23 protein-coding genes and 1 pseudogene are annotated in these 25863 nt (G+C 41.9%); 18 read left to right on the top strand and 6 right to left on the bottom strand.

Features of this window, described 5'->3' with window-relative positions:
* Positions 1-24 precede the first annotated feature (24 nt).
* Positions 25-1146 (top strand): alanine dehydrogenase, encoded by a 1122-nt coding sequence (gene ald / locus AC3ZVC_RS09535; RefSeq protein ID WP_490068096.1) that lies wholly within the window; start codon positions 25-27, stop codon positions 1144-1146.
* 20 nt (positions 1147-1166) lie between these two features.
* Here the strand turns inward: ald and AC3ZVC_RS09540 are convergent, their stop codons facing one another.
* Both AC3ZVC_RS09540 and AC3ZVC_RS09545 read right to left on the bottom strand, forming a co-directional pair.
* Positions 1167-1406, bottom strand: coding sequence for a hypothetical protein (locus AC3ZVC_RS09540; RefSeq protein WP_490068097.1), 240 nt, complete (start codon positions 1404-1406; stop codon positions 1167-1169).
* Positions 1407-1409: 3 nt separating this feature from the next.
* Complete coding sequence (locus AC3ZVC_RS09545) at positions 1410-2507, bottom strand: M24 family metallopeptidase (RefSeq protein ID WP_490068098.1); 1098 nt, start codon at positions 2505-2507, stop codon at positions 1410-1412.
* Between the two features lie 164 nt (positions 2508-2671).
* Here AC3ZVC_RS09545 and AC3ZVC_RS09550 point away from each other — a divergent pair, with 164 nt between their 5' ends.
* The 3 genes from AC3ZVC_RS09550 to AC3ZVC_RS09560 all read left to right on the top strand — a co-directional run bounded on the left by AC3ZVC_RS09550 (position 2672) and on the right by AC3ZVC_RS09560 (position 5212).
* Positions 2672-3352: a metal-dependent hydrolase gene (locus tag AC3ZVC_RS09550; protein WP_490068099.1), complete on the top strand. Its 681-nt coding sequence runs from the start codon at positions 2672-2674 to the stop codon at positions 3350-3352.
* Between the two features lie 209 nt (positions 3353-3561).
* Entirely contained in the window at positions 3562-3801 is a 240-nt protein-coding gene (locus AC3ZVC_RS09555; protein ID WP_490068102.1) for a hypothetical protein, read from the top strand.
* Between the two features lie 91 nt (positions 3802-3892).
* Positions 3893-5212, top strand: coding sequence for a DRTGG domain-containing protein (locus AC3ZVC_RS09560; RefSeq protein ID WP_490068104.1), 1320 nt, complete (start codon positions 3893-3895; stop codon positions 5210-5212).
* Positions 5213-5317: 105 nt separating this feature from the next.
* On the opposite strand, the gene AC3ZVC_RS09565 is transcribed toward AC3ZVC_RS09560, so the two are convergent.
* Positions 5318-5623, bottom strand: a complete 306-nt coding sequence (locus tag AC3ZVC_RS09565) for a YtpI family protein (protein ID WP_490068105.1) — start codon at positions 5621-5623, stop codon at positions 5318-5320.
* Between the two features lie 139 nt (positions 5624-5762).
* Here AC3ZVC_RS09565 and AC3ZVC_RS09570 point away from each other — a divergent pair, with 139 nt between their 5' ends.
* A complete protein-coding gene (locus tag AC3ZVC_RS09570) occupies positions 5763-6701 on the top strand; it encodes a DHH family phosphoesterase (RefSeq protein WP_490068106.1) in 939 nt (312 codons plus the stop codon).
* 30 nt (positions 6702-6731) lie between these two features.
* Here the strand turns inward: AC3ZVC_RS09570 and ytrI are convergent, their stop codons facing one another.
* Complete coding sequence (ytrI, locus tag AC3ZVC_RS09575; RefSeq protein ID WP_490068108.1) at positions 6732-7232, bottom strand: sporulation membrane protein YtrI; 501 nt, start codon at positions 7230-7232, stop codon at positions 6732-6734.
* The gene (gene ytrH / locus AC3ZVC_RS09580) at positions 7229-7621 is read right to left on the bottom strand and encodes a sporulation membrane protein YtrH (RefSeq protein WP_490068109.1); all 393 of its coding nucleotides are present in this window, start codon (positions 7619-7621) and stop codon (positions 7229-7231) included. Before ytrH ends, ytrI begins: the two co-directional genes overlap by 4 nt.
* A gap of 117 nt (positions 7622-7738) precedes the next feature.
* Here ytrH and dnaE point away from each other — a divergent pair.
* The 8 genes and pseudogenes from dnaE (at position 7739) to AC3ZVC_RS09620 (ending at position 18927) form a co-directional block, all read left to right on the top strand.
* Positions 7739-11097: pseudogene (dnaE, locus tag AC3ZVC_RS09585) on the top strand (DNA polymerase III subunit alpha).
* A gap of 243 nt (positions 11098-11340) precedes the next feature.
* Positions 11341-12579 carry an NADP-dependent malic enzyme gene (gene ystJ, locus AC3ZVC_RS09590; RefSeq protein ID WP_490068111.1) on the top strand — a complete coding sequence of 413 codons (1239 nt, stop codon included), beginning with the start codon at positions 11341-11343 and terminating at the stop codon, positions 12577-12579.
* A gap of 68 nt (positions 12580-12647) precedes the next feature.
* Positions 12648-13211 (top strand): FadR/GntR family transcriptional regulator, encoded by a 564-nt coding sequence (locus tag AC3ZVC_RS09595; protein ID WP_490068876.1) that lies wholly within the window; start codon positions 12648-12650, stop codon positions 13209-13211.
* Positions 13212-13375: 164 nt separating this feature from the next.
* A complete protein-coding gene (accD, locus tag AC3ZVC_RS09600; RefSeq protein WP_490068113.1) occupies positions 13376-14254 on the top strand; it encodes an acetyl-CoA carboxylase, carboxyltransferase subunit beta in 879 nt (292 codons plus the stop codon).
* Positions 14239-15216 carry an acetyl-CoA carboxylase carboxyl transferase subunit alpha gene (gene accA, locus AC3ZVC_RS09605; protein ID WP_490068115.1) on the top strand — a complete coding sequence of 326 codons (978 nt, stop codon included), beginning with the start codon at positions 14239-14241 and terminating at the stop codon, positions 15214-15216. Before accD ends, accA begins: the two co-directional genes overlap by 16 nt.
* Before the next feature lie 350 nt (positions 15217-15566).
* Positions 15567-16526 (top strand): 6-phosphofructokinase, encoded by a 960-nt coding sequence (gene pfkA / locus AC3ZVC_RS09610; RefSeq protein ID WP_490068117.1) that lies wholly within the window; start codon positions 15567-15569, stop codon positions 16524-16526.
* A 96-nt stretch (positions 16527-16622) separates the two neighbouring features.
* Complete coding sequence (gene pyk / locus AC3ZVC_RS09615) at positions 16623-18383, top strand: pyruvate kinase (RefSeq protein WP_490068119.1); 1761 nt, start codon at positions 16623-16625, stop codon at positions 18381-18383.
* A gap of 157 nt (positions 18384-18540) precedes the next feature.
* Positions 18541-18927, top strand: a complete 387-nt coding sequence (locus AC3ZVC_RS09620) for an FxsA family protein (RefSeq protein ID WP_490068121.1) — start codon at positions 18541-18543, stop codon at positions 18925-18927.
* A 52-nt stretch (positions 18928-18979) separates the two neighbouring features.
* Here the strand turns inward: AC3ZVC_RS09620 and ytvI are convergent, their stop codons facing one another.
* Entirely contained in the window at positions 18980-20101 is a 1122-nt protein-coding gene (gene ytvI / locus AC3ZVC_RS09625; protein ID WP_490068123.1) for a sporulation integral membrane protein YtvI, read from the bottom strand.
* A gap of 259 nt (positions 20102-20360) precedes the next feature.
* Between ytvI and AC3ZVC_RS09630 the strand changes: the two genes are divergently transcribed.
* The 5 genes from AC3ZVC_RS09630 (at position 20361) to AC3ZVC_RS09650 (ending at position 25698) form a co-directional block, all read left to right on the top strand.
* Positions 20361-20822, top strand: a complete 462-nt coding sequence (locus AC3ZVC_RS09630; protein WP_490068125.1) for a DUF441 domain-containing protein — start codon at positions 20361-20363, stop codon at positions 20820-20822.
* Between the two features lie 517 nt (positions 20823-21339).
* On the top strand, positions 21340-22458 hold the full coding sequence (gene citZ / locus AC3ZVC_RS09635) for a citrate synthase (protein WP_490068128.1): 1119 nt from the start codon (positions 21340-21342) through the stop codon (positions 22456-22458).
* Between the two features lie 228 nt (positions 22459-22686).
* The gene (gene icd / locus AC3ZVC_RS09640) at positions 22687-23955 is read left to right on the top strand and encodes an NADP-dependent isocitrate dehydrogenase (RefSeq protein WP_490068129.1); all 1269 of its coding nucleotides are present in this window, start codon (positions 22687-22689) and stop codon (positions 23953-23955) included.
* Positions 23956-24112: 157 nt separating this feature from the next.
* Positions 24113-25051: a malate dehydrogenase gene (gene mdh / locus AC3ZVC_RS09645; protein ID WP_490068131.1), complete on the top strand. Its 939-nt coding sequence runs from the start codon at positions 24113-24115 to the stop codon at positions 25049-25051.
* A 170-nt stretch (positions 25052-25221) separates the two neighbouring features.
* Complete coding sequence (locus tag AC3ZVC_RS09650) at positions 25222-25698, top strand: MaoC/PaaZ C-terminal domain-containing protein (RefSeq protein WP_490068132.1); 477 nt, start codon at positions 25222-25224, stop codon at positions 25696-25698.
* Positions 25699-25863 lie beyond the last annotated feature (165 nt).

A 25863-nucleotide genomic window follows, 5' to 3' on the forward strand; every position in this document is an offset into this window, starting at 1 on the left:
TCTATTTTATAGGAGGTATGCAGCATGCGTATCGGAGTACCGAAGGAAGTAAAAAACAATGAAAACAGGGTAGCCATGACGCCGGCCGGTGTGGTAAACCTAATTCAATTTGGACACGAGGTTTACATTGAAACTGGTGCGGGAACAGGTTCTGGTTTTCTGGATGAAGACTACGTAAATGCAGGGGCAAAAATTGTTCAAACTGCAGAAGAAGCGTGGTCGGTGGAGATGGTTATGAAGGTAAAAGAGCCGCTTCCAAGTGAATATGCCTATTTCCGTGAAGGGTTAATTCTGTTTACATATTTACATTTGGCTGCAGAACCTGAACTGACAAGGGCTTTGATCGAGAAGAAAGTGGCGGGCATTGCCTATGAAACAGTACAGCTTCCAAATCGGACACTGCCCCTGTTGACTCCTATGAGTGAAGTGGCCGGCAGGATGGCTGCACAGGTAGGTGCGCAATTTTTAGAAAAGGTATACGGAGGAAAAGGAATTCTATTATCGGGGGTACCGGGTGTCCAGCGCGGGAAAGTCACGATTATCGGTGGCGGTGTAGCGGGAACCAATGCGGCTAAAATGGCTATTGGCCTTGGGGCAAAGGTTACGATTATCGATCTAAACCCTGAACGCCTTCGCCAGCTTGATGATATTTTCGGAAAGGAAGTGACAACACTCATTTCAAATCCTTACAACATTGCTGAAGCGGTTATGGAGTCTGACCTGGTTATCGGGGCCGTACTGATTCCGGGGGCAAAAGCGCCAAAGCTTGTAACAGAGGAAATGATCAAGACGATGAGTCCCGGCTCTGTTGTTGTGGATATTGCCATTGACCAGGGCGGGATTTTTGAAACAACTGACAAAATTACAACACATGATAATCCAACATACGAAAAGCATGATGTAGTCCATTACGCTGTTGCAAACATGCCTGGTGCAGTTCCGCGCACTTCGACACTTGCATTGACCAATGTAACGGTCCCATATGCAGTTCAAATTGCCAATAAAGGCTACAAGCAGGCCTGCTTGGAGAATGAGGCCCTAATGAAAGGCATTAATACATTGAATGGTTATGTGACATACAAAGCAGTAGCCGAGGCACATAATCTTGACTATTCAGATACCAGGACCCAGCTGGTGCAGCAGTAATAAATAAAAAATCCGGAGTCCTAAAACTCCGGATTTTTTATGGGTTTCTCTGGACGATTTACACAATAATCACAATCCGGATCGCTGCATGCACTTTCTTTCCATACATTGCAGGAAGGGCAGAAAGCTGCATCATATTGATCCGAATAAACCAGCGGACCATTACATTTACGGCAGCCTGCTGGATCGGTTATATTTCCTTCGTATTCTTTGCCATCCACAAAAATAATCCCTTTTTCAAGATCAAATTTGATTTTCATAGCCTACTTGATGATTTGAAGTTCTTTCGGGAACTTGGTCAGAATTTCGACTCCATCTGCTGTTACGGCAAGATCGTCTTCAATCCGGACGCCGGCAACGCCTGGAACATAGATGCCCGGTTCAATTGTGAAAACCATGCCTTCCTCAAGCAGAAGTGAATTGGTTTCGGTTAAGGAAGGGTATTCATGCACGCTTACACCAAGTCCATGGCCCAATCGATGTGGAAAATAATCTCCATAGCCGGCTTCTGCAATCAGATTCCTTGCCGTTAAGTCTATTTCAGAGCAAGGCACTCCCGGCTTACTTGCTTCTACAGCTGCAAGCTGTGCCTTTAAAACCGTATCATAAATCTCCTTTTGTTTATCGTTAATATCACCGAATGCAACGGTTCTTGTGATATCTGAACAATATCCATTCCAGACAACACCCAGGTCAAACAGCACTAAATCCCCTTTTTGGATTTTTGTCATTCCAGGTGTTCCATGCGGGGAAGCCCCATTTGCTCCTGTTAGCACCATTGTGGAAAAGGACATTTCGTTTACGCCCTTTTTCTTTAATGCGTATTCAACAGCTGCTAAAACCTCAAGCTCTGTTTTTCCTTCCTGGATTTCAGCACAGCCTGTTTCGATGGCAAAGTCAGCCAATGCACAGGCTTCGCGAATGATTTCCAGTTCCTTTTCGTCTTTGACCATTCGAAGCTTCCGGAGTTTTTCTTCTGCTGAAACAAATGCTGCTCCGCTGAACAGATTTGAAATTGCTTCATATCGTTCCACATTCATATGTTCTTTTTCGATAGCTGCTTTTTCCACTTTGCCTATTCTGCTATGTATGGATTTCTGAATATATTCCCATGGGTTTTGGATATCGCTGTAACCAATAATTTCGTGGCTCCAGCCGGCGTTTTTGGCATCCTCCTTTTCCATGGCCGGGCATACAAGGAAAGGCTCCTCATCCTGAAAAACGGCCAGGCCTAGCAAGCGTTCGTGCGGATCGCTTAAAAAGCCGCTCAAATAAAAGACATTATCGGGTGATGTCACAAAGCTCACTTGTATTTCATTATCCTTCATCCACTGTGATAGTTTCTGTAATCTGCTGTTCATAATGAACCTCCTTATGTACGGTTACCTTGAGAGTAGCAACTAAATAAGAAAAAGTAAACTTTTTAAAGGCTGTTAATTAGGGTATATATTTAAATTGAGGCAGGATTAACCTGTTTTTCGTTGAAGTAAAATTACATAACATGATTTTTGAGAGGAGCATTAATATGAAAGTTTCGTATCACGGGCATTCAGTTGTAAAAATTGAATCACAGGGAACAACAATTTTAATCGACCCATTTATAACAGGAAATGGGCTGACAGATTTAAAAGCAGATGATGAGAAACCAGATGTAATCATTGTTACGCATGGGCATGGGGATCATTTAGGTGACACGATTGAATTGGCAAAACGCAATGACTCTCTTGTTATTGCAAACTTTGAGCTTGCCACTTACTTAGGCTGGCAGGGAGTTAGCGCACATGGCATGTCTATCGGCGGAGGATATGATTTCGATTTTGGAAGAGTAAAGCTCACGCCAGCTTTCCATGGAACAGGGCTTGAGACTGAAAATAATGAGATTATTTACCTGGGAATGCCTGCAGGTATACTTATTACTTTAGAAGGAAAAACGATTTACCATGCAGGGGACACTGGCCTATTCTCCGACATGAAATTAATTGGAGACCGCCATCCGATTGACCTGGCATTCCTCCCGATCGGCGATAATTTTACAATGGGCCCTGACGATGCGGCTTATGCTGCGCAGCTTTTGGGTGCCAAAAAGGTTGTGCCTATACACTTCAATACTTTCCCGCCAATAAAACAGGATCCGCATAAATTCACAAGTATGCTGGAGAATGGGGTAGGCCAGGTGCTCGAAGCAGGAGAAATAATCGAATTATGATAGTAAAAGCACAGCTTCTGTTATGGAGGCTGTGTTTTTCTATGATACTTAGCATGGAAATGGAGATATATCAACGAAACTCCCGTTATATCAACGAAAAAAATTTACCGTAATCCATTCTCGGAAGCCAGCATACGTTTAAAATCACTCATTTTCCCGGCCTGTCCGCATACATTTTAAAGAGGAAGTTATGAGGGAGGAAGCTTAAGATGAACAAAAACCGATATTTATTATGTTTGCTGCTGTGCGGATTGATGCTTTATTATGCTGCTCCAAGGCTTGGCGTTTTTAATGGCGGAGCAGAAGGGATATTTGCCATTAGCTGGCTGGCATTTGCCCTATTTGTTATTGCTGGAAATTTGACTGCTTTGCTGTATGCTCCGAAAAAAACGGAAACTGTCCAAAAACGCACACGGCAAATGATGGCCAAAAAAAGGTCCGTTCATTGAGCAGATAGGCCAATATTGCTGAAGTCAATTGTATCAAGGCCTTTTTACCCTTATAATGAAAGTTAGGAATAATTTGTAGAGGGTGAAAGTCTTGGCTACTAAGCATGAGCAAATTTTACAATACATTGATGAACTGCCCGTAGGGGAAAAGATATCAGTCAGACAGATCGCCAAGGCACTTGCAGTCAGTGAAGGGACTGCATACAGAGCGATTAAGGACGCTGAAAATAAAGGGTATGTGAGCACGATTGAACGTGTGGGCACGATACGGATAGAACGCAAAAAGAAAGAGAATATCGAGAAGCTGACTTTTGCTGAAGTTGTGAATATTGTTGATGGCCAGGTACTGGGAGGAAGAGCAGGTCTTCACAAAACGCTGAACAAGTTCGTTATTGGGGCAATGAAGCTTGAAGCGATGATGCGGTATACAGATGCCGGAAACCTGTTGATTGTCGGAAACCGGACACAGGCCCATGAACTGGCATTGAAGGCAGGGGCTGCGGTTTTAATAACGGGAGGCTTTGATACTGAAGATCATGTTAAGAAGCTGGCTGATGAGCTCCAGCTGCCGGTCATCTCGAGCAGCTATGACACATTTACCGTCGCGACAATGATTAACCGAGCAATATATGACCAGTTGATCAAAAAAGAAATTGTCCTTGTGGAGGATATCCTGACCCCTCTTCATGAGGCTATTGTCTTGAAAACGACGGATACGATTGCTGATTGGCTGAAATACAACCGCGAAACCAATCACAGCCGTTTTCCGGTGGTCGACCATAACCTGAAGGTTCAGGGAGTGGTGACATCCAAGGATATTATGGGCCATGATCCGGAGACGGCAATCGAAAAAATAATGACCAAAAACCCAATGACTGTTGGCGGAAAAACAAGCGTAGCTTCTTCTTCCCATATGATGGTGTGGGAAGGCATTGAACTGCTGCCAGTTGTAGATGAATCGAACAAGCTGGAAGGCATTGTAAGCAGACAGGATGTTCTAAAAGCGCTGCAAATGATTCAGCGCCAGCCGCAAGTGGGTGAGACCCTTGATGATATTGTTACAAACCAGCTTGTACTGACAAGAGGAAAAACAAAGGGCGAGGATGTTTATGGATGCGAAGTTACTCCGCAGATGACCAACCATCTTGGAACGATATCTTATGGAGTATTTACGACAATCGTCTCTGAAGCAGCAAACAGAGTTTTAAGAAGCTATAAAAAAGGGGATCTGGTCGTAGAAAATATGACGATCTATTTCATTAAGCCTGTACAGATTGACAGCATGCTTGAGATCTATCCGAAAGTACTGGAAGTAGGACGCAAATTTGGGAAAGTGGATGTGGAAGTATTTAATGAAGGTGTCCTCGTTGGCAAGGCCATGATGATGTGCCAGCTGATTGATCGGCACTAATTTAAAATTGGAGCCCATTTGTGGTTTGGGTATAAGAAAAGCCGCTCCAATAGGAAACGGCTTTTTTAATTCTTAATTTTAACAATAGGTCTGCCAGCGATCTTCTTAATTCTTCCTTGCTTCCTCAGCTTCTTTTGCTGCATAAGGCTGGTAAAACTTATAGGCTTTTATGCCGCCCCAAATACTAAATCCTCCAACAAGGATAAAAATAATACCGACAATAAGCGCTGTGGTTGTATCATATAAAAACAGCTGATTTAATCCAAAGAAAGCAACAAATGCACCAAGCGCCATTTTAGACTTCGCAGATATCCATTGTCTTTCAGACGGCTGCTTGCTTCTGAAGAATTTGATTTTGTAAAAAATATAGAAAGAAAAAGAGAGAATGATCAGAATTACAAAGATAGGCATATCGTAACCTCCAAGTTTCGACAATCTCTTATCATTCTACCTGCATAATTGAAAAAATGCCATAAGTGTGCTGAGTTTTCTTTTTCTTTTTCACCATGATGTGGTAAAAATAAAGTATTCCGAATAAAAGGAGCGCGCCATGAAACAAAAGATACTTGATGAAATTAAAAAACATGAAACGGTCATTATACATAGGCATGTCCGTCCCGATCCGGATGCGTATGGGTCACAGGGAGGGCTTGCAGAAATCCTGAAGGCTTCGTTTCCTGAAAAAAATGTTTTCACTGTAGGCAAGGAAGAAGAAACTCTGCACTTTATGAGAAGGCTCGATGAAATACCTGATGATACATATAATGGAGCACTTGTAATTGTCTGCGATACAGCTAATGCTGAGCGTATATGTGATGGCAGATACGACCAGGGCAATATGCTAATTAAAATTGACCATCATCCGAATATGGATCCTTATGGAGACAAAATGTGGGTTGATACAGATGCAAGCTCCACGAGTGAAATGATTTATGAATTTTATCTCTTTGGGAAAGACCAGGGCCTAAAGATGTCGGATGAAGCTGCAAGACTATTATTTGCCGGGATAGTAGGGGACACTGGCCGTTTTCTTTATCCAAGCACAACAGAAAAGACATTTGCATATGCAGGAGAGCTGATTCACTATAATTTTTCGCGGCCCGAACTGTTTAATAAAATGTATGAGCTAAAAGCAAATATCGTTAAATTAAAGGGCTATGTACTGCAAAACTTTGAAATGAAAAAATATGGGGCGGCTATAATGGTTCTAAAAAAGGAACTGTTGGAGGAGTTTCAGGCAGTGCCATCGGAAGCATCTCTTCTTGTAAGTGCCCTTGGTGATATTCAGGGAATAAAAGCGTGGGTTTTCTTTATTGAGGAAAGTGATCAAATCCGTGTCCGCTTCCGATCGAAAGGTCCAATTATCAATGAGATTGCGAGAAAGTATAAAGGAGGGGGCCATCCTCTTGCTGCCGGAGCATCTATTTATTCATGGGATGAACTGGATTCGGTAGTAAGGGATTTGGAGGAAGCCTGCAAAGAGAACTAATATCTGGATTGCCCGGCCTTTAGCCGGGTCTCAATCCAGCATAATAATCAATTCTATCGAAACAGTTGTATAAATCACCATCTCTTTTACTTCAACTCGGTATCTTTTTTCATTCACTCTATGTGTCCTATTTTCTATTATTTTTTTAATCAGTTCACTGCTTTTATAAACTGTATCAATATCCTTGGCAATCATCATGTTAATGTCCTCTTTAATATCATCTTCCAGCTGAAAGACACTGAAAGAATCCAGCTTGTATTTCTCGCCGTTTACAATTTTAATAGTAATCTCCTGAACAGTAAGGTTTTTTTGGTTTTCCTTATTAAGCTTTTTAAATTCCTCCTGCCAAATTTCTTTATCTTTAACCAATTCATCAATGGTATCCTTTTGCATCTTGATTTCCTTGCTGTACTTTTCCTGCCACTCACCAAAAATATACAAAAATATAAACCAGCTTATAATGCCTCCTATGGCCATGCCCGCAAAAAAGCGCTGCCAGGATGGAAGGCGATAGTATGGCGGGATTCTCATGAAATATGCTCCTGAGTCAGCCAGTTAATAAGCATGGCACCGGTTTGGGCCCCGCCAAGAGCAGAAAGAATCAGCATGAATTGCTTAAAAATATCTTTCGTCTGACCATCCAATACACCCTTTTCAAAACTGTAAACTGTATCGAAGGTGCCGCCGATTGCAGCAATGATAGCCCAAATGCGAATCATATTGGAAATTTGGAATATTTCATTCAAAGGAGGCTTGCCTGTCAGAAAAGCAGCCAATCCGCCGATGATCGAACCGCCTACTAAAACACCAAGAGCAATGAAGTAACTCTCAATTAATGTAGAAAAAAAAGGCTGGGTATTCATATCATCCATCCTAACTGCAGGAGAAGTCCTGCCTGATTTATCTTGATACTTCATCATATGGACAAACTTTTAAAAATATGTTTGGCTGCCGGGTTATAAAAAGAGAACATATTTTCTTTTTGGAAACTGGCGTTCTATAATAAAAGCAGCAGAGAAAATAAGGGTGTGAGAAACGTGTCATTTATTCACCTTCATGTATATAGCGCTTATAGCCTGCTGTCCAGCACAGCAAGAATAGAGCAACTTGTTTCAAGTGCCAGGGAAAAGGGATTTCCCGCCCTGGCTTTAACTGACAAAAATGTCATGTACGGTGCGGTCGCATTCTATAAAGAATGCTTGAAGCAGTCCATCAAGCCAATCTTGGGCTTAACCGTGGATGTACTGAGCGAGGAGGATGAAGGCGAGGCTTATCCAATTGTCCTTCTGGCCAAAAATCAGAAAGGGTTTCAGAATCTATTAAAAATCACAAGCACAGTCCAGACAAAATCACACGAAGGAATCCCGGTTAAGTGGCTCAAGCATTATGCTGGCGGTCTATTCGCCTTAACTCCTGGCCTTGAAGGGGAGGTTGAGAGGAATCTGGCGGATGGAGAATTCAATAAAGCTAAAAGGGCTGCAGAGCTTTTAAGTATGCTTTTTGAAAGAAACTCGTTTTTTCTTTCCCTGCAAGAGCATGGATTGCCTGAAGAGAAAAAAATTCAGGATGGCCTGGCCCGCCTCTCTGAAGAAACGGGAATCGAGCTGACGGCCGCTAATAGTGTTTACTATCTTAAGAAGGAAGATGCTTTTTCCCATGAATGCCTGCTGGCCATAAAATATGGGGAGAAGCTGCAGGATGAAGGCAGAGAGCGCCTGGTAAGTGATGAATATTACTTAAAAACTCCGCAGGAAATGGTAGAGTTATTGTCCGGATACCCAAGTGCTTTGGAAAATACCATTAAGATTGCCGACCAATGCAACGTTATGCTTGAGTTGCACAAACAAAACCTTCCAAAGTATCCTACTGAAAAAGGCTTAAGTGCCAATGGGCTGCTAGAGGAAATTTGCTGGCAAGGCTTTGCTGAAAGATATCCAGATGCAGAAGCTGAACATAGCGAACGCTTAAAATACGAACTTAAAATAATAAAAAAAATGAAATTCAGCGATTATTTCCTAATTGTCTGGGATTTTATGAGATTTGCCAGAGACAATCGCATTTTAACAGGTCCAGGGCGGGGATCGCAGCTGGTTCAATGGTTGCTTATGTTTTATACATAACAGATGTGGATCCAATCGAGCATAAGCTGCTGTTTGAACGATTCCTTAATCCGGAAAGAATCTCCATGCCTGATATTGATATCGATTTTCCGGATCACAGAAGGGACGAGGTTATTCAGTATGTATCCAAAAAATATGGAGAGCTTCATGTTGCCCAAATCCTTACGTTCGGAACACTTGCGGCGAAAGCAGCATTGCGGGATGTCGGCAGGGCATTCGGGTTAAATCCAAAAGAGTTAGACATTCTTTCGAGAAAAATCCCGTCCAAACTGGGCATCAATCTGAAAGAGGCTTACAAAGAGTCTGAACCGCTGAGAGCGTTTACTCAAGAAACTGAGTTAAACCGCAGGCTATTCGAAACGGCCCTGAAACTGGAAGGTCTGCCGAGGCATACCTCTACACATGCCGCTGGCGTAGTCATCAGCGAGCATCCTCTGGTAGAAGCGATTCCCATCCAAAAAGGCCATGAAAATGTCTATTTGACTCAATATTCTATGGAACATCTGGAGGATGTCGGTTTACTGAAAATGGACTTCCTTGGGCTCAGGAACCTGTCATTGATTGAAAATATTTTAAGCTCAATCCATAGAAAAACAGGTCAGCGAATTGATATCAAAAAAATTCCGCTGGATGACCCAGCGGTTTATAGCCTCCTTGGACAAGGTGACACAACTGGTATTTTCCAGCTTGAATCAGAAGGAATGAGAAGTGTCCTGACGAGGCTGCAGCCAACCCGTTTTGAAGATATTGTAGCCGTCAATGCGCTTTATCGTCCTGGGCCAATGGAAAATATCCCGCTTTTTATCGACCGGAAGCATGGGCGGCAAGAAGTATCCTACCCCCACCCGGATCTAAAGGCTATTCTTGAAAATACTTATGGAGTCATAGTCTATCAGGAACAAATTATGCAAATTGCCGCAAAAATGGCAGGCTTCTCACTGGGAGAGGCAGATTTGCTGAGGCGGGCAGTCAGCAAAAAACAAAAGGAAGTACTTGATCGGGAGCGCAGCCATTTTGTTGGCGGAGCATTACAGAAAGGGTACAGTGAACAAACCGCCAATGATATTTATGACTTGATTGTACGTTTTGCAAACTACGGCTTTAATCGAAGCCATGCTGTCGCCTACAGTTTTATAGCATACCAGCTTGCCTATTTGAAAACCCACTTTCCGCTGCACTTTATGGCTTCCTTGCTGACATCAGTTATCGGGAATGAAGGTAAGATTGCTCAATATATCAGAGAGCTGAAGCAAATGGGCTTATCCATCCTTTCTCCTTCTATAAATCAAAGCGGCTATTCCTTTTTAGTTGAAAAAGACTCGATTAGGTATAGTCTTGCAGCTATTAAAGGAGTAGGAGCAGCGGCATTAAAGGATATTTTTCAGGCCAGAAAAAATAAGCGGTTTGAGGATTTATTCGATTTTTGCATAAGAGTATCAACAAAAGCTGTTAATCGTAAAGTTTTGGAAGCCCTGGTTCATTCAGGCAGCTTTGACGAAATTGGAGAAGACAGAGCTGTCCTGCTTGCCAGCCTCGATGTGGCTGCGGAACATGCACAGCTGGTTAAACCGGAAGATGAGCAGTTTGATTTCTTTGAAGACGATGAATTTTTTCCAAAGCCAAAATATGCTCAAATGGATCCTATACGGCCAGAGGATAAGCTGAAATTAGAAAAGGAAGTACTTGGCCTGTATTTATCGGACCACCCCGTTTCAGTATATGAACCTCATTTTACTCTCCTTGGGGCCGTTCCGCTTTTGGAGCTTGAACCTGAAGACAAAAAAGCGAGAACAGTTGTATATGTGTCGGATGTGAAGAAAATTCGTACGAAAAAAGGGGAGCCGATGGCCTTTCTTTCATTAAGCGACCAGTCGGGCGATATGGAGGCAGTCGTATTTCCAAAGGTTTTTAACCGTTATGCCGCTCTATGTTCTCAAGGAAACATTATTTTTGCGGAAGGGAAGATGGAAGAGCGTGGAGGAAAAAAGCAGCTGATCTTGCAGCAGCTAGAGGATGCAAAGGAAGCAATTGATAGAATGGGAAACAAGAATCCTGTTTTGTATCTCAGGATTACAAAGGAGAAGGAAACAGCAGAAAATCTACGTTTCCTTAAGGAATTATTTAAGGAAAATGAAGGAACGATACAGGTTGTTCTATATTACGAAAGCACCCAAAAAAGCATACGCCTTGGGGAAGAGGACTTGGTTCAGCCATCGGATGAATTCATGAATCAGCTAACTAATTCACTTGGAGAGACTAACGTGATTTTAAAGTAATTTCCCTTTACAACAATAACAATTATGGTATATTTGTAAGAAGAAAAAAAACTGGTCTGACCACTATGGTGAATTAGAATAAACGAACCTAAGAAAATAGATGACTGTCAATTTGCAGCATTCATCCATATATGTGCGGATTAGATATCGTGCCGGAGATCGGGCCATATAAAGTTTGTTCATTATGCTTTGTTATATATAATAATTCCAGTCCGGCTGCCGGATAATTGAGGAGTGAATATTTTGACCTTACGTGAAGAAGCACTGCATATGCATAGAGTGAATAAGGGGAAACTGGAATCAAAATCAAAGGTCCAGGTGCGCAATGCGAGAGATTTAAGCCTTGCCTACTCACCGGGTGTGGCTGAGCCCTGCAAGGAGATCTACGATAAGCCTGAGACTGTATATGAGTATACAATGAAAGGCAATATGGTTGCGGTGGTTTCTGATGGCACGGCTGTGCTGGGGCTGGGGAATATTGGGCCGGAAGCTGCTCTGCCAGTTATGGAAGGAAAGGCTGTTTTATTCAAGAGTTTCGCAGGAGTAGATGCTTTTCCAATCTGTCTAAACACTACAGACGTTGATAAAATTGTTGAAACGGTCAAGCTTCTTGAGCCGACTTTTGGAGGCGTGAATCTTGAAGATATTGCTGCTCCACATTGCTTTTATGTAGAGGAGCGCTTAAAGAAGGAAACAAATATCCCTGTTTTCCATGATGACCAGCATGGTACTGCGATTGTAACAGTTGCAGGCCTAGTGAATGCATTAAAGCTTTCCGGCAAAAAAATGAATGAAATCAAGGTTGTTGCAAACGGAGCGGGGGCTGCAGGCATTGCCATAATTAAGCTCCTTTACAGTTACGGTGTCCGCGATATAATTATGTGCGATACAAAGGGCGCTATTTTTGAAGGCCGCCCTCAAGGCATGAATGAAATAAAGAATGAAGTAGCGAAATACACAAATCGAGATAATGTAAAAGGCAATCTTGCTGATGTCATAAAAGAGGCAGACGTTTTCATTGGCGTATCGGTAGCAGGAGCATTAACTGCGGAAATGATCAGCACAATGAACCAGGACCCTATTATTTTTGCCATGGCAAACCCTACTCCTGAGATCATGCCTGATGAAGCAAAGGCAGCAGGAGCAATGGTTGTCGGTACCGGGAGATCGGATTTTCCAAACCAGGTGAATAATGTATTGGCATTTCCAGGGATTTTCCGTGGTGCTTTGGATGTCAGGGCTACTCATATCAATGAGAAAATGAAGGTAGCTGCTGTAGAAGCAATTGCAGGCTTAATTAAAGAGGACGAGCTTAATGCTGATTATGTCATTCCAGGGCCATTTGATCCGCGTGTGGCTCCAGAAGTTGCGGCTGCGGTAGCTAAAGCAGCAATGGAAACGGGAGTTGCGCGTATTAAGGTTGATCCTAATGAAGTAAAGGAAAAAACAAGAAGCCTTGCGGTCATCGGAAAAGGTGAGTGATACCATACGTGAATTCACCACAAAATAATACGAAGGTCTATATCGAAATAGTAAAACAGCTCAGGTCCATGATCGAGCATGATGGACTTAAGCCTGGAGATAGATTGCCTTCCGAACGAGAGCTTTCAGAGCGCCTGTGTGTCGGGCGCTCTTCCGTTCGGGAAGCTTTAAGGGCCCTTGAACTTCTAGGTTTGATTGAAACAAGGAGAGGTGAAGGGACTTTTATCCGGGATTTTAGAGGCAACCAGCTTGTACAGCTGCTAAGCACATTTATTCTTCAGGACCAAAAAGCAATACGGGATGTAAAAGAGACAAAGTTTCTGATTGAGCTCGATTGCTTATGGCTAATCATCCAGAAGGCTGAAAAAGATCAGCTTCTAAAGTTCAGAAATTGGGCTCTGGAGTCAGAGTATACAGATGATGAGTTTTTCCTGGAGGTTGTCACCCTTGCGGATAATCACCTTTTTTTACGGATATGGATGATTTTGAAAGATTATTATAATTCCTTAGATTTAAAGAAAATGATCGTGGCTAAAAAAGAATACGCTGAGCTAATTGATACATTGATTTCTAAGAATGAGTCTGAAGTTATTCGTGTATATAAAAACTTAAGAAAATTGTCGAAAGGTTAACGACAATTTTTTGCAGATTTCACAGTTGCTATATTCTATATTATAAGAATCAGACAAGCAGTATATAGGAGGCCTAGGATATAGGCATTCATTTTTAAATTAGTGGTCTGACCACTATTTGGAATTATGGAAGTTTTTACAGCAATAAACAGGGAGGTTTCATCTTGCTTAAAGATATTTTTACAAAGACGAAGAAAAAGAAATATGCAACCATTCCATCGGAAACGGCAAAGCAGGATGTGCCGGAAGGAATCATGACCAAGTGTCCAAATTGCAAAAAAATCATGTATACTAAGGAGCTTGTTAAAAACCTAAAGGTATGTTTCCACTGTCATTATCATCACTCCATGAACTCAAAAGAGAGATTGGCAAGCTTTTTAGACCCGAATAGCTTCGAAGAAATTAATGCGAATATGATTTCGGAGAATCCTTTAAATTTTCCGGATTATATTGAAAAGCTCGAGAAAGATCGTGAAAAGACAAAAATAAATGAAGCGGTTGTCACGGGGACAGGCACTGTGGATGGCCAAACAATAGCAGTGGCTGTCATGGATTCTACATTCAGGATGGGAAGCATGGGTTCTGTAGTCGGAGAAAAAATCACCCGTGCCATCGAAAAAGCTGATGAATTAGCTGTTCCTTTTATTATTTTTACTGCTTCTGGCGGTGCGAGGATGCAGGAAGGGGTCCTTAGCCTAATGCAAATGGCTAAAACGAGTGTAGCCCTAAAAAGGTTCAGTGATAATGGAGGACTGATTATTTCCATTATGACTCATCCGACAACAGGCGGTGTTTCAGCTAGCTTTGCCTCCCTCGGAGATTATAATTTGGCTGAACCAGGAGCTTTGATTGGCTTTGCCGGCCGCCGTATCATTGAGCAAACAATTCGGGAAGAGTTGCCTGAGGATTTCCAGACAGCCGAGTTCTTATTGAAACATGGGCAATTGGATGCAGTTATATCAAGAACAGAATTAAAAGAAAAGATATCAACTATCCTATCCATACATCAACCAGGAGGTGACTTCCAATGGCAGGAGAATTAGAATTTGAACGTCCGGTAACGGAGCTGAAAAAAAAGATTGCAGAACTAAAAGACTTTACAAAGACGGCCGATGTTGATTTGTCCTCTGAGATAGAAAAACTGGAAGCGCGCCTGGAAAAGTTAGAAGCGGATATATATGAAAATATGAAACCTTGGGATCGCGTGCAAATTGCACGACACCCTGCCAGGCCAACTACGCTGGACTATATTTCTTATCTTTTTGATGACTTTTTCGAATGCCATGGTGACCGTGCCTTTGGGGATGATGAAGCGATTGTCGGCGGTATAGCGAAATTTAGAGGCCTTCCGGTGACCGTCATCGGGCATCAGCGCGGAAAAGATACGAAAGAGAATATTCGCAGAAACTTTGGAATGCCTCATCCGGAGGGATACCGCAAAGCGCTTAGGCTTATGAAGCAGGCGGATAAGTTCCGCAGGCCGATTATTTGTTTTATTGATACGAAAGGCGCTTACCCGGGCAAAGCAGCCGAGGAACGAGGCCAAAGTGAAGCCATTGCCAAAAATCTATTTGAAATGGCCAGTTTAAAGGTCCCAGTCATTTGCATCGTCATTGGTGAAGGGGGAAGCGGAGGTGCGCTTGCACTGGGTGTGGGAAACCATATTCATATGCTTGAAAACTCCACTTATTCCGTAATCTCCCCTGAAGGAGCTGCTGCGATTCTTTGGAAAGATGCTTCCCAGGCAAAAAAAGCAGCAGAATCGATGAGAATCACCGCGCCGGATTTAAAAGAGCTTGGCGTTGTGGATGAGATTATTGACGAGGTAAAAGGCGGCGCCCATAAAGATGTTAAAACCCAGGCAGCAGAAATTGAATCTGTCCTTAATAGCTCTTTAAGGGATTTAATGAGTTTGTCTGAAGAACAGCTGGTCGACCACCGATACAACAAGTTCAAATCTATCGGCGAATATTCGTTTTTAAAGGAATTTATTGGGGTAAAATAAAAACGTGCTTTCGGGCACGTTTTTATTTTTTGATATACTCGATCCCAGTTGGTGTGACGTAAATCACTGCTTCTCCAATATAAAACGCTTTCAGTTCACCGATAATTCTGTCTTTGTTTTAAATCGTCTGATTAAGTTGAGATGCGTCCTTCTTCATGGTATTTTAGAAATATTCACAAGCGTTTTGTTCATAATAAGATAAGCAGCCTTGCGGCTTTACATAATGAGCCTGTCATTACATACAAATTTCGGTTCGGTCATGATTTAAAAGATATTTAGGCCGGTGAAAGCAGCGCAATAAACAACACGCTTTTTCATCTTTATATAAAAACTAATCTGGGGTGGTTATTGTGAAAAAAATAGGAGTATTAACAAGCGGCGGCGATTCTCCGGGCATGAACGCTGCTGTTCGTGCGGTTGTCCGTAAAGCAATTTATCATAATATTGAAGTTTATGGCGTTTATGGCGGATACTCAGGTTTGATGACCGGGAATATTAAAAAGCTTGACCTGGGTTCTGTTGGTGACATTATCCATCGCGGGGGAACCGTATTGCATTCTGCAAGAAGCGAAGAGTTTAAAACGAAAGAAGGCCAGCAGAAGGGCATTGAACAAATGAAAAAGCACGGCATCGATGGTCTGGTGGTCATTGGAGGGGATGGTTCATACCGCGGAGCAAGAGCTTTAACTGAACAAGGCTTCCCATGTGTTGGCGTCCCTGGTACCATTGATAATGACATACCGGGAACTCAATACACAATTGGTTTTGACACCGCATTAAATACGGTTATTGATGCGATTGACAAAATCCGTGATACAGCTACTTCGCATGAAAGAACGTTTATCATTGAAGTAATGGGAAGAGATGCAGGAGATATTGCTCTTTGGGCAGGTTTAGCCGGTGGAGCCGAAACCATCCTTATTCCTGAAGAAGGCTATAATATGGATGAAATTGCTGAACGCCTCAAAAAAGGGCATGAACGAGGCAAAAAGCATAGTATCATTGTAGTTGCAGAAGGTGTATGCAGTGGAGTGGATTTTGCCAAGCAGATTAAGGAAACAACAGACTTTGATACACGAGTATCTGTACTAGGGCATATGCAGCGCGGCGGATCTCCAACAGCCTTTGACCGAGTACTCGCAAGCCGTCTTGGAGCGCGTGCAGTAGAGCTGCTGCTTGAAGGGCAAGGCGGACGCGCAGTTGGAATTGAAAATAATAAGCTTGTTGACCATAATATAATTGAAATTCTTGATAGAGAGCACACACTTGATTTAGATCTTTATAAATTGTCAAAAGAACTTTCTATTTAGTTTTTTGTTAAGTTAGTTATAAAGCCAAATAAGCAGAGCTGCTACTACAAGCTGCCTGCTTTACTAAGCTTCATTCATTTCAGGAGGTAAAATTATATGCGTAAAACGAAAATCGTTTGTACAATAGGCCCGGCCAGTGAAAGTGTAGAAAAGTTGACACAGCTTATACAGGCAGGCATGAATGTGGCCCGGTTGAATTTTTCCCATGGTGATTTTCAGGAACATGGCCAGCGGATTCAAAATATTCGTGAAGCATCAAAAAGCACTGGTAAAACGGTAGCGATCCTTTTGGATACAAAGGGTCCGGAGATCCGTACGAACAATATGCGCGAGGGTGCGATTGAGTTAAAAGCAGGTGACGATATTATCATATCCATGAATGAGGTTGAGGGAACACCTGAGAAGTTCTCTGTTACATATGCCGGCCTTATTGAAGATGTTCACACTGGAAGTAAAATTTTGCTTGATGACGGACTAATCGGTCTGGAAGTTACCAAGATAGATAAAGCAAATAGTGAAATCCACACAAAAATATTAAACAGCGGAACATTGAAGAATAAGAAAGGTGTGAATGTTCCTGGAGTATCTGTGAACCTGCCTGGAATTACAGAAAAAGATGCGCAGGATATTCTATTTGGAATAGAACAGGGAGTAGACTTTATTGCTGCATCATTTGTCCGCAGAGCATCAGATGTATTGGAAATCAGACAGCTTCTTGAAGAGCATAATGCTGCCCATATTAACATCATTCCTAAGATTGAAAACCAGGAAGGCGTTGATAATATCGATGAAATCCTTGAGATTTCAGATGGACTGATGGTGGCGCGAGGCGATCTTGGTGTTGAAATACCCGCAGAAGAAGTACCTCTTGTACAAAAGAAATTAATTAAAAAGTGTAATGCACAGGGAAAACCCGTAATCACTGCCACACAAATGCTTGATTCCATGCAGCGGAATCCACGACCTACACGTGCGGAAGCCAGTGACGTAGCAAATGCCATTTTTGATGGAACGGATGCCATCATGCTATCAGGCGAAACAGCTGCGGGCTCATACCCTGTTGAAGCGGTGCAAACGATGCACAACATTGCATCCAGAGCTGAGTCAGCGCTGGACCACAAAGAAATTTTATCCAACCGCAGCAAGGATAATGAGCATAATATTACAGATGCGATCGGACAATCGGTTGCGCATACAGCATTGAACTTGGATGTAAATGCAATCATTACACCAACAGAGAGTGGCCATACTGCAAGAATGATATCGAAATACCGTCCAAAAGCTCCAATTGTAGCTGTAACATCCAATGACCATGTGTCACGCCGCCTTGCTCTAACATGGGGGGTATATCCTCAAATCGGCCAAAGAGCGACTACAACAGATGATATGCTTGATATTGCTGTTGAAGAAAGCTTAAACAGCGGAATTGTTGCTTCTGGAAATATGGTGGTCATCACTGCAGGAGTTCCTGTTGGTGAAGCAGGTACGACTAACCTGATGAAAATTCATGTTGTCGGCGATGTCCTGGCAAAAGCACAAGGCATTGGGCGCAAATCTGCTTTCGGTAAAGTTGTAATTGCCAGAAATGCAGAAGAGGCACTTGCGAAGGTTACGGAAGGGTCAATCCTAGTAACCATTGGTTCAGACCGTGAAATGGTTCCGGCAATTGAAAAGTGCAGCGCTCTTATTACTGAAGAAGGCGGCCTCACAAGCCATGCAGCAGTTGTTGGGCTTAATATTGGTATTCCAGTTATTGTAGGTGTAGAAAGAGCGACAACCCTGTTAAAAGACGGACAGGAAGTAACAGTTGACTCTCAGCGCGGTGTTATCTATAACGGGCATGCAAGCGTACTATAAAGTATTACTTTAAAAAGGAAGGGCAGCCCCTTCCTTTTTTTGAATGTTTCTTCTGAATAGCGAATACAATGAAAAAGAGGATGGACAAATTGTTATAGGTACCGTTCATTTATTTGATATAATTAACTTAAGTCTTAAACTAAAAAGAGGTGGCTATATGCGCTACATTCTCTTGTTGCTGATTATCGTACCAGCGGCTGAAATAGGAATTTTGTTATTATCAGGAAATACAATCGGTCTATGGCCTACCTTGGCGTTCATCATTTTCACAGGTATTCTCGGAGCTTATCTGGCTAAGAAGCAAGGCCTGGAAACAATCAGAAAATTGCAGGACCAGCTTCGATATGGACAAATGCCCGGAGAAACTATCCTTGATGGAGTATGCATTCTTGTAGGGGGCACTTTGCTTCTTACCCCCGGCTTCATAACAGATGCAGCTGGTTTTACTCTTCTGGCTCCTCCGACAAGAAGGCTGTATAAGAAAGTTTTGCTTATCGGAATTCGAAAATGGATGAACAAGGGCACGATTACAATCATTAGATAAAAATATCTGTATATATAAATAGAAAGCCGCTCCTTTATCAGGAGCGGCTTTTCTATGCATCTTGTTCATTCCCTTTTATGAACATCCATATATCCCTGAAGACGCCTGCTTTATGCAGGGTAGTGATTAATACAAGTGTAACCGGTCCTACAATTAATCCTAGGAAGCCGATTAATTTAAAGCCGACAAACAAGGCAATAAGGGTGGCTAATGGGTCAAGGCCAATGCTCGATGAGAGAATTTTTGGCTCCATAATCTGGCGTTGCACTAAGACGATTACATAGAGGATCCCTAAGCCAATTGCTTTGCTCATTTCTCCTCCGATGGCCTCATAGATGATCCAGGGGACAAAAATCAACCCTGTACCAAGATAAGGAATGATGTCCACCAGGCCTGTAACAAGCGCTATTGTGATCGCATAATCAACTCGGAGAATCAGGAGTCCCGCCAATATAATAACAGTTGTGATGGATACTAAAGTTGCCTGCGCTTTTATAAAACCAAAAAGGGCTTTTTGCAGGTCTGTGAAAACGGTTCTTCCGCTTGTTTTGGCCCTGCTGGGAATCATTCGGCTGAATAATCCTGAAAGCCTGTGCCAATCCTTGCTTATAAAAAAAGTGGCAAGCAGCGAGAAAATTAAAACAGTAGCCGCATTTGGGAACCAGGATAGGATATTTGGGATCTTTTCAAAAAATGCCTGGATAAAGTCTCCCAGAGTGGAGCCAATTTGCTTTCCTACATTTTCAATGTTCGTTAAAATGGTATCTTGCTGGCCGGTACCGAGATTATTAAATAGACTCGCAAGCTGATTGTAGAGCGGAATAATTTGACCGGCAAAAAACTGTTCAATGAAGCCGATTAATGTTTCAAGATGGGTAGGCACGACTTTTGCCAAATAATCCGCTCCTGAAACAATTTCAGCTACAAGCAGTGTGATTAATCCTGCAAAAATGGCAAAGATAAGAATTAATGCAATAAGTACAGCCAAGGCCCTCGGCATTTTCCATTTTGCTTCTAGCAAATTAACAAACGGGTTAATAAGAAAAGCAATGGCCAATCCAATCAAAAAAGGATAGGTAACTTTAGATAAATAGAAAAAAGCATATAAGCTTAAAATCACAAATCCAATGACAAAGAAAAATCTTACTGTCCGATATATGTATGCGGGATTCAAAAAACTGCCTCCTTTTCAATTAGGATTAGCCTTTAATAATTCCATTTTTATGCAAATTATTAATTAATATCATCATACACCATTTTTCTTTTTGCTTAAAATGAAAAAATACTTACCTCTTCTTAAGAAGAAAGATACTATTAAGCCTATTATAATAAGTATTCTATTTTTTATGAAATAGGCAAAAAAAACATAGAAATTATTAAAAGTGAAGAAATTATGTTACGATAATATAGAGAGCTGGCAGGTGAATAAGTAGATGTTTTCACAATCACTCATATTTTTACTTCTTTTACTGGCTATAGGCGTTGTGGCCAAAAATCAATCATTGATGGTTGCGGTTTTTGTATTGATTGTCCTAAAAGCTGCAGGCCTTGATTCAAAGTCATTCTCTTTTTTGCAATCCAAAGGAATCAATTGGGGTGTGACCATCATCACAATTGCTGTCCTGGCGCCAATTGCTAGTGGAGAGATCGGATTCCGTGATTTGACCGGAGCCTTTAAATCACCTTTTGCATGGATTGCCCTGATTTCAGGTATGGCTGTGGCACTCCTGGCGAAAGGCGGTATTAGCTTGCTCGCAGAGGATCCCCATATTACAACCGCTCTTGTGCTTGGTACCATTCTTGCTGTATCGCTGTTTAAAGGGGTTGCCGTCGGTCCTCTGATTGGTGCAGGGATTGCTTACATGGCGATGAGAATCTTTGAATTTTTTAAATAACTTTTTTCGAAAAATAATATTTTTTAACAATTTGAGTGCTTTCCGTTCACAAAAGTCAGATAATTGTTTATAATAGGACTTGTAAGCGCAACCTAATTCGCGGTACCTTTTATATTCAGTTAAGCTCTATTAAAATATTATTAATATACTTTATATTTTTCGAGTACAAAAAAAATGTAAGCATTTTCTTTTTTTTGCAGCGTAACCGAGCAACCGCTCGATGGAAAGTATGCCAAAAGAAAGTTTACTTCTTCGTATATCGGGGAGTGGCCTCTCACTAAATGGAAGTTTCACCTTTCATGATTTTGGTCTGTGGATCGGCTAACCCAAGCCGACTTGCAAAGGCTGTTAAGTAGCCTGTATAAAAGCATGTTCAAATGGACGGTAAAATCCGGACAGGTTGAACCTGCTCAAGGAAGCTTTTCTGAAAAGTTGAAAAACAGGTTCGGCTTACTTACGACATGTACAGACAAAAATGGGTATGGGGAAATTTTATTATGTAAAGGAGAGATTCGGTATGACAGTAACACGCGGTCTTGAAGGGGTAGTTGCTACTACTTCGTCTATAAGTTCCATCATAGACGACACTTTAACTTATGCAGGCTACAATATTGATGATCTGGCTGAAAATGCAAGTTTTGAAGAGGTAATTTACCTTTTATGGCACAGGAAACTTCCAACACAATCACAATTGGAGGAATTGAAAAAGCAGCTTGCTGAAAACTATTCCCTTCCTGAGGAAGTATTGAACCATTTTAAAACATATCCGATTGACAAAGTGCATCCAATGGCTGCCCTTCGTTCGGCTGTGTCTCTTTTAGGACTTTATGATAATGAAGCAGACCAGATGGATGAAGAAGCTAACTATAAAAAAGCTATTCGCCTCCAAGCTAAAATGCCTGCTATTGTAACGGCATTTGCACGAGTGAGAAAAGGACTTGAGCCGGTTGCTCCAAGAACAGATCTCGGATTTGCGGCAAACTTCCTGTACATGCTTTCTGGCAATGAGCCTGAAGATATTGCTGTAGAAGCATTTAATAAGGCGTTAGTCCTTCATGCAGACCATGAACTAAACGCTTCAACATTTACTGCACGTGTTTGTGTGGCAACATTGTCAGATATCTATTCTGGTGTAACTGCTGCAATCGGCGCTTTAAAAGGCCCACTGCACGGCGGTGCTAATGAAGCAGTAATGAAAATGCTTACTGAAATCGGCACATTAGAAAATGTGGAACCATATATTCGTGAAAAGCTTAACAACAAAGAAAAAATCATGGGCTTTGGACACCGCGTTTATCGCCAGGGCGACCCGCGTGCCAAACATTTAAGAGAAATGTCAAAGAAGCTTACCGAGCTAACTGGCGAACCTCACTGGTATAAGATGTCAACTCAGATCGAAGGAATCGTTACAGGAGAGAAGAACCTTCCTCCTAATGTTGACTTCTACTCTGCGTCTGTTTACCACAGCCTGGGCATTGACCATGATCTGTTCACGCCGATTTTCGCAGTTAGCCGTGTTTCCGGATGGCTTGCACACATTCTTGAACAGTACGAAAACAATCGTTTAATCCGCCCTCGTGCTGATTACACAGGCCCAGGAATGCAAAAATATGTGCCTGTTGACCAAAGAGGCTGATAATCTGCTGTCTGCAGCGGAAAACAACAGCTAAATTTAAAAGAGGCAATAAAAAAAATACTCAGCATTTTACTTTTTATCAAAAAATTGCTGTAATAGAGAGAGCAGGGAAAAGGTTAGAGGCATATGCCTTCTAACCTTTGATTCTGATATACTGCTGCAGCATCGCCGCAAGAAGATACATAAAAAGGCTGATGCTCGCACTTTTCAAAATGGAGGGTATAAACAATGCAAGGTGAAAAAATTACAGTTACTAATGGTGTACTAAATGTACCAAACAACCCAATCGTTCCATTTATCGAGGGCGACGGAACAGGCCCGGATATTTGGGCTGCTGCTTCCAGAGTTTTAGATGCCGCTGTTGAAAAGGCATATAAAGGGGAGCGCAAACTTGTTTGGAAAGAAGTTTTAGCAGGAGAAAAAGCTTTTAACCAGACTGGCGAGTGGCTTCCATCCGAAACTTTAGATGTAATTAATGAGTATTTAATCGCGATCAAAGGACCTTTAACAACTCCTATCGGAGGCGGAATTCGTTCTCTTAACGTAGCGCTTCGCCAAGAGCTTGACTTATTTGTTTGCTTGCGTCCGGTTCGCTGGTTTGAAGGTGTACCTTCTCCGGTTAAACGCCCGCAGGATACTGACATGGTTATTTTCCGCGAAAACACTGAGGATATCTATGCAGGAATCGAGTATGCAAAGGGTTCTGATGAAGTTAAGAAATTAATCTCTTTCCTTCAGAACGAAATGGGTGTTAATAAAATCCGTTTCCCTGAGACTTCCGGAATTGGCATCAAGCCTGTTTCAGAGGAAGGAACAAGCCGTCTTGTGCGTGCAGCTATTGAGTATGCAATTAAAGAGGGACGCAAATCCTTAACATTAGTACATAAAGGCAATATCATGAAGTTTACTGAAGGAGCCTTTAAAAACTGGGGATATGAGCTTGCTGAAAGAGAATACGGCGATAAAGTATTTACATGGGCTCAATATGACCGCATTAAAGATGAGCAAGGCGTTGAAGCAGCTAACAGCGCTCAAGCAGATGCTGAAGCAGCAGGCAAAATCATCGTTAAAGATGCAATTGCTGATATCTTCCTTCAGCAAATCCTTACTCGCCCTAAAGAATTCGATGTGGTTGCTACAATGAATCTAAATGGAGACTATATCTCTGATGCACTCGCAGCACAGGTTGGAGGTATCGGAATTGCTCCTGGCGCTAACATCAACTATGAAACTGGGCATGCGATCTTTGAAGCAACCCATGGTACAGCTCCTAAATATGCTGGCCAAGATAAGGTTAACCCTTCTTCAGTAATTCTTTCCGGTGTATTAATGCTTGAACACTTAGGCTGGAATGAAGCTGCCAACATGATCGTTAAGTCTATGGAAAAATCCATTGCTTCTAAAGTCGTAACATATGACTTTGCACGCCTAATGGATGGAGCAACTGAAGTGAAGTGCTCTGAATTCGGTGACGAATTAATCAAGAACATGGAATAATATCAAAAGTTCAATAAACCTAAAAGCCCGCATATCTGGACATAGTTTGTCCAGCGGGCAATGTTTTTTCTCCTAAGAAGGCTGTTCTTTCAGAACGGCCTCTTATATAATTCAGGCTAAATCCTGATACTTTAAATACCTAAAGGGGGAACTATTCATGTCATTGAAACGCAAAAAGATTTCTGTTATTGGCGGGGGATTTACTGGTGCAACAACAGCTTTCCTGCTTGCCCAGAAAGAACTTGGAGATGTTGTTTTAGTTGATATTCCACAAATGGAAAACCCTACAAAAGGGAAAGCGCTTGATATGCTTGAAGCAAGCCCTGTACAAGGCTTTGATGCTAACATTACAGGTACTTCAAGCTATGAAGACACAAAGGACTCTGACATCGTTGTGATCACCGCAGGCATTGCCCGCAAGCCAGGCATGAGCCGTGATGACCTTGTTCAAACAAACCAGAAAATCATGAAAAGTGTAGCCCAGGAGATTGCTAAATATTCACCAAATAGCTTTATCGTCGTGCTAACTAACCCAGTTGATGCTATGACTTATACAGTATTTAAAGAATCAGGATTCCCTAAAAACCGTGTCATTGGCCAATCAGGAGTACTTGATACAGCCCGTTTCCGTACATTTGTTGCACAGGAACTAAACCTGTCAGTAAAGGATATTACCGGATTTGTACTTGGAGGACATGGAGATGATATGGTTCCCCTGGTACGCTATTCATATGCAGGGGGCATTCCTTTAGAAACTTTAATTCCAAAGGATCGTCTTGATGCTATTGTTGAACGTACACGCAAAGGCGGCGGAGAAATCGTTAACCTATTAGGAAATGGCAGTGCATATTATGCGCCGGCTGCATCCCTGGTTGAGATGTGTGAAGCTATCCTTAAAGATCAGCGCCGTGTTCTTCCTTCTATCGCTTACCTTGAAGGTGAGTATGGTTACCAAGGAATCTACCTTGGTGTGCCAACTATCCTTGGAGCAAATGGGATTGAAAAGGTTATTGAGCTTGAATTAACAAATGAAGAAAAAGCCGCATTAGATAAGTCAGCTGAAGCAGTTCGCAATGTAATGGCAGTATTGGCATAAGGCAAAAAAATTCGGGGAGATTTCCCCGAATTTTTTTACTAGAGACTCTTTTTGGGAATGGTATAAAATGTTATGATAAAATAAATAGACTGAATAATAAAAATTATTTAACAGTCTATTTTTTATTCAGCAACCTTGTAAACGTTTACATTACTCGGAGGTGCAGAGAGATGCTGCTTGGAAAAAAAAGAAAATTGGGAAGAAGAATTGAAGAAATATCTGTAGGAGAAAAATTGACGCTTACAGAAAAGATAGAAGATAAAGATTTACTATTATATTTGGGCCTGACGAACGATGCCAACCCGCTATATATTCAGCATGACTATGCTTCGCAGACGCCTTATAAAAAGCCGATCGTCCCAAGTGTAATGCTAAATGGTATCATAAATTCAGCTGTTTCAAAATATTTGCCCGGTCCGGGAAGCCATGTTTTAAAACAGGATATTGAGTATATAAAGCCGGTCTATCATTATGGGACAGTTCAATTCTTATTCGAGGTAACGGAAGTCAACACGAGCAGCCATACTGTTCAAATCAAAGTCCAGGGAACAAATGAAGAGGATGAAACAGTTATAAATGGCCTGCTCCTTGTGTGCCCTCCGTACAAGCTTCAGCCTATGGATGGAAATGCTCTTGAAAATTTTTAATAGAAAAGCTGTGATTTGGCACTGTGCTGATTAGAGCGAAGGCCGGTTATTCTCTAAAATGCACTCTTAATTCCTTCGTGCCCGGTGGAAAAGCGCACTTTAAGGAAACTCAAAAAGGCGTAGGAAGCCGCGGAGATCGGGAGCCCGCGAAAAGCGATTGCCGCA

The organism is Cytobacillus sp. C11.1, assembly GCF_058145115.1.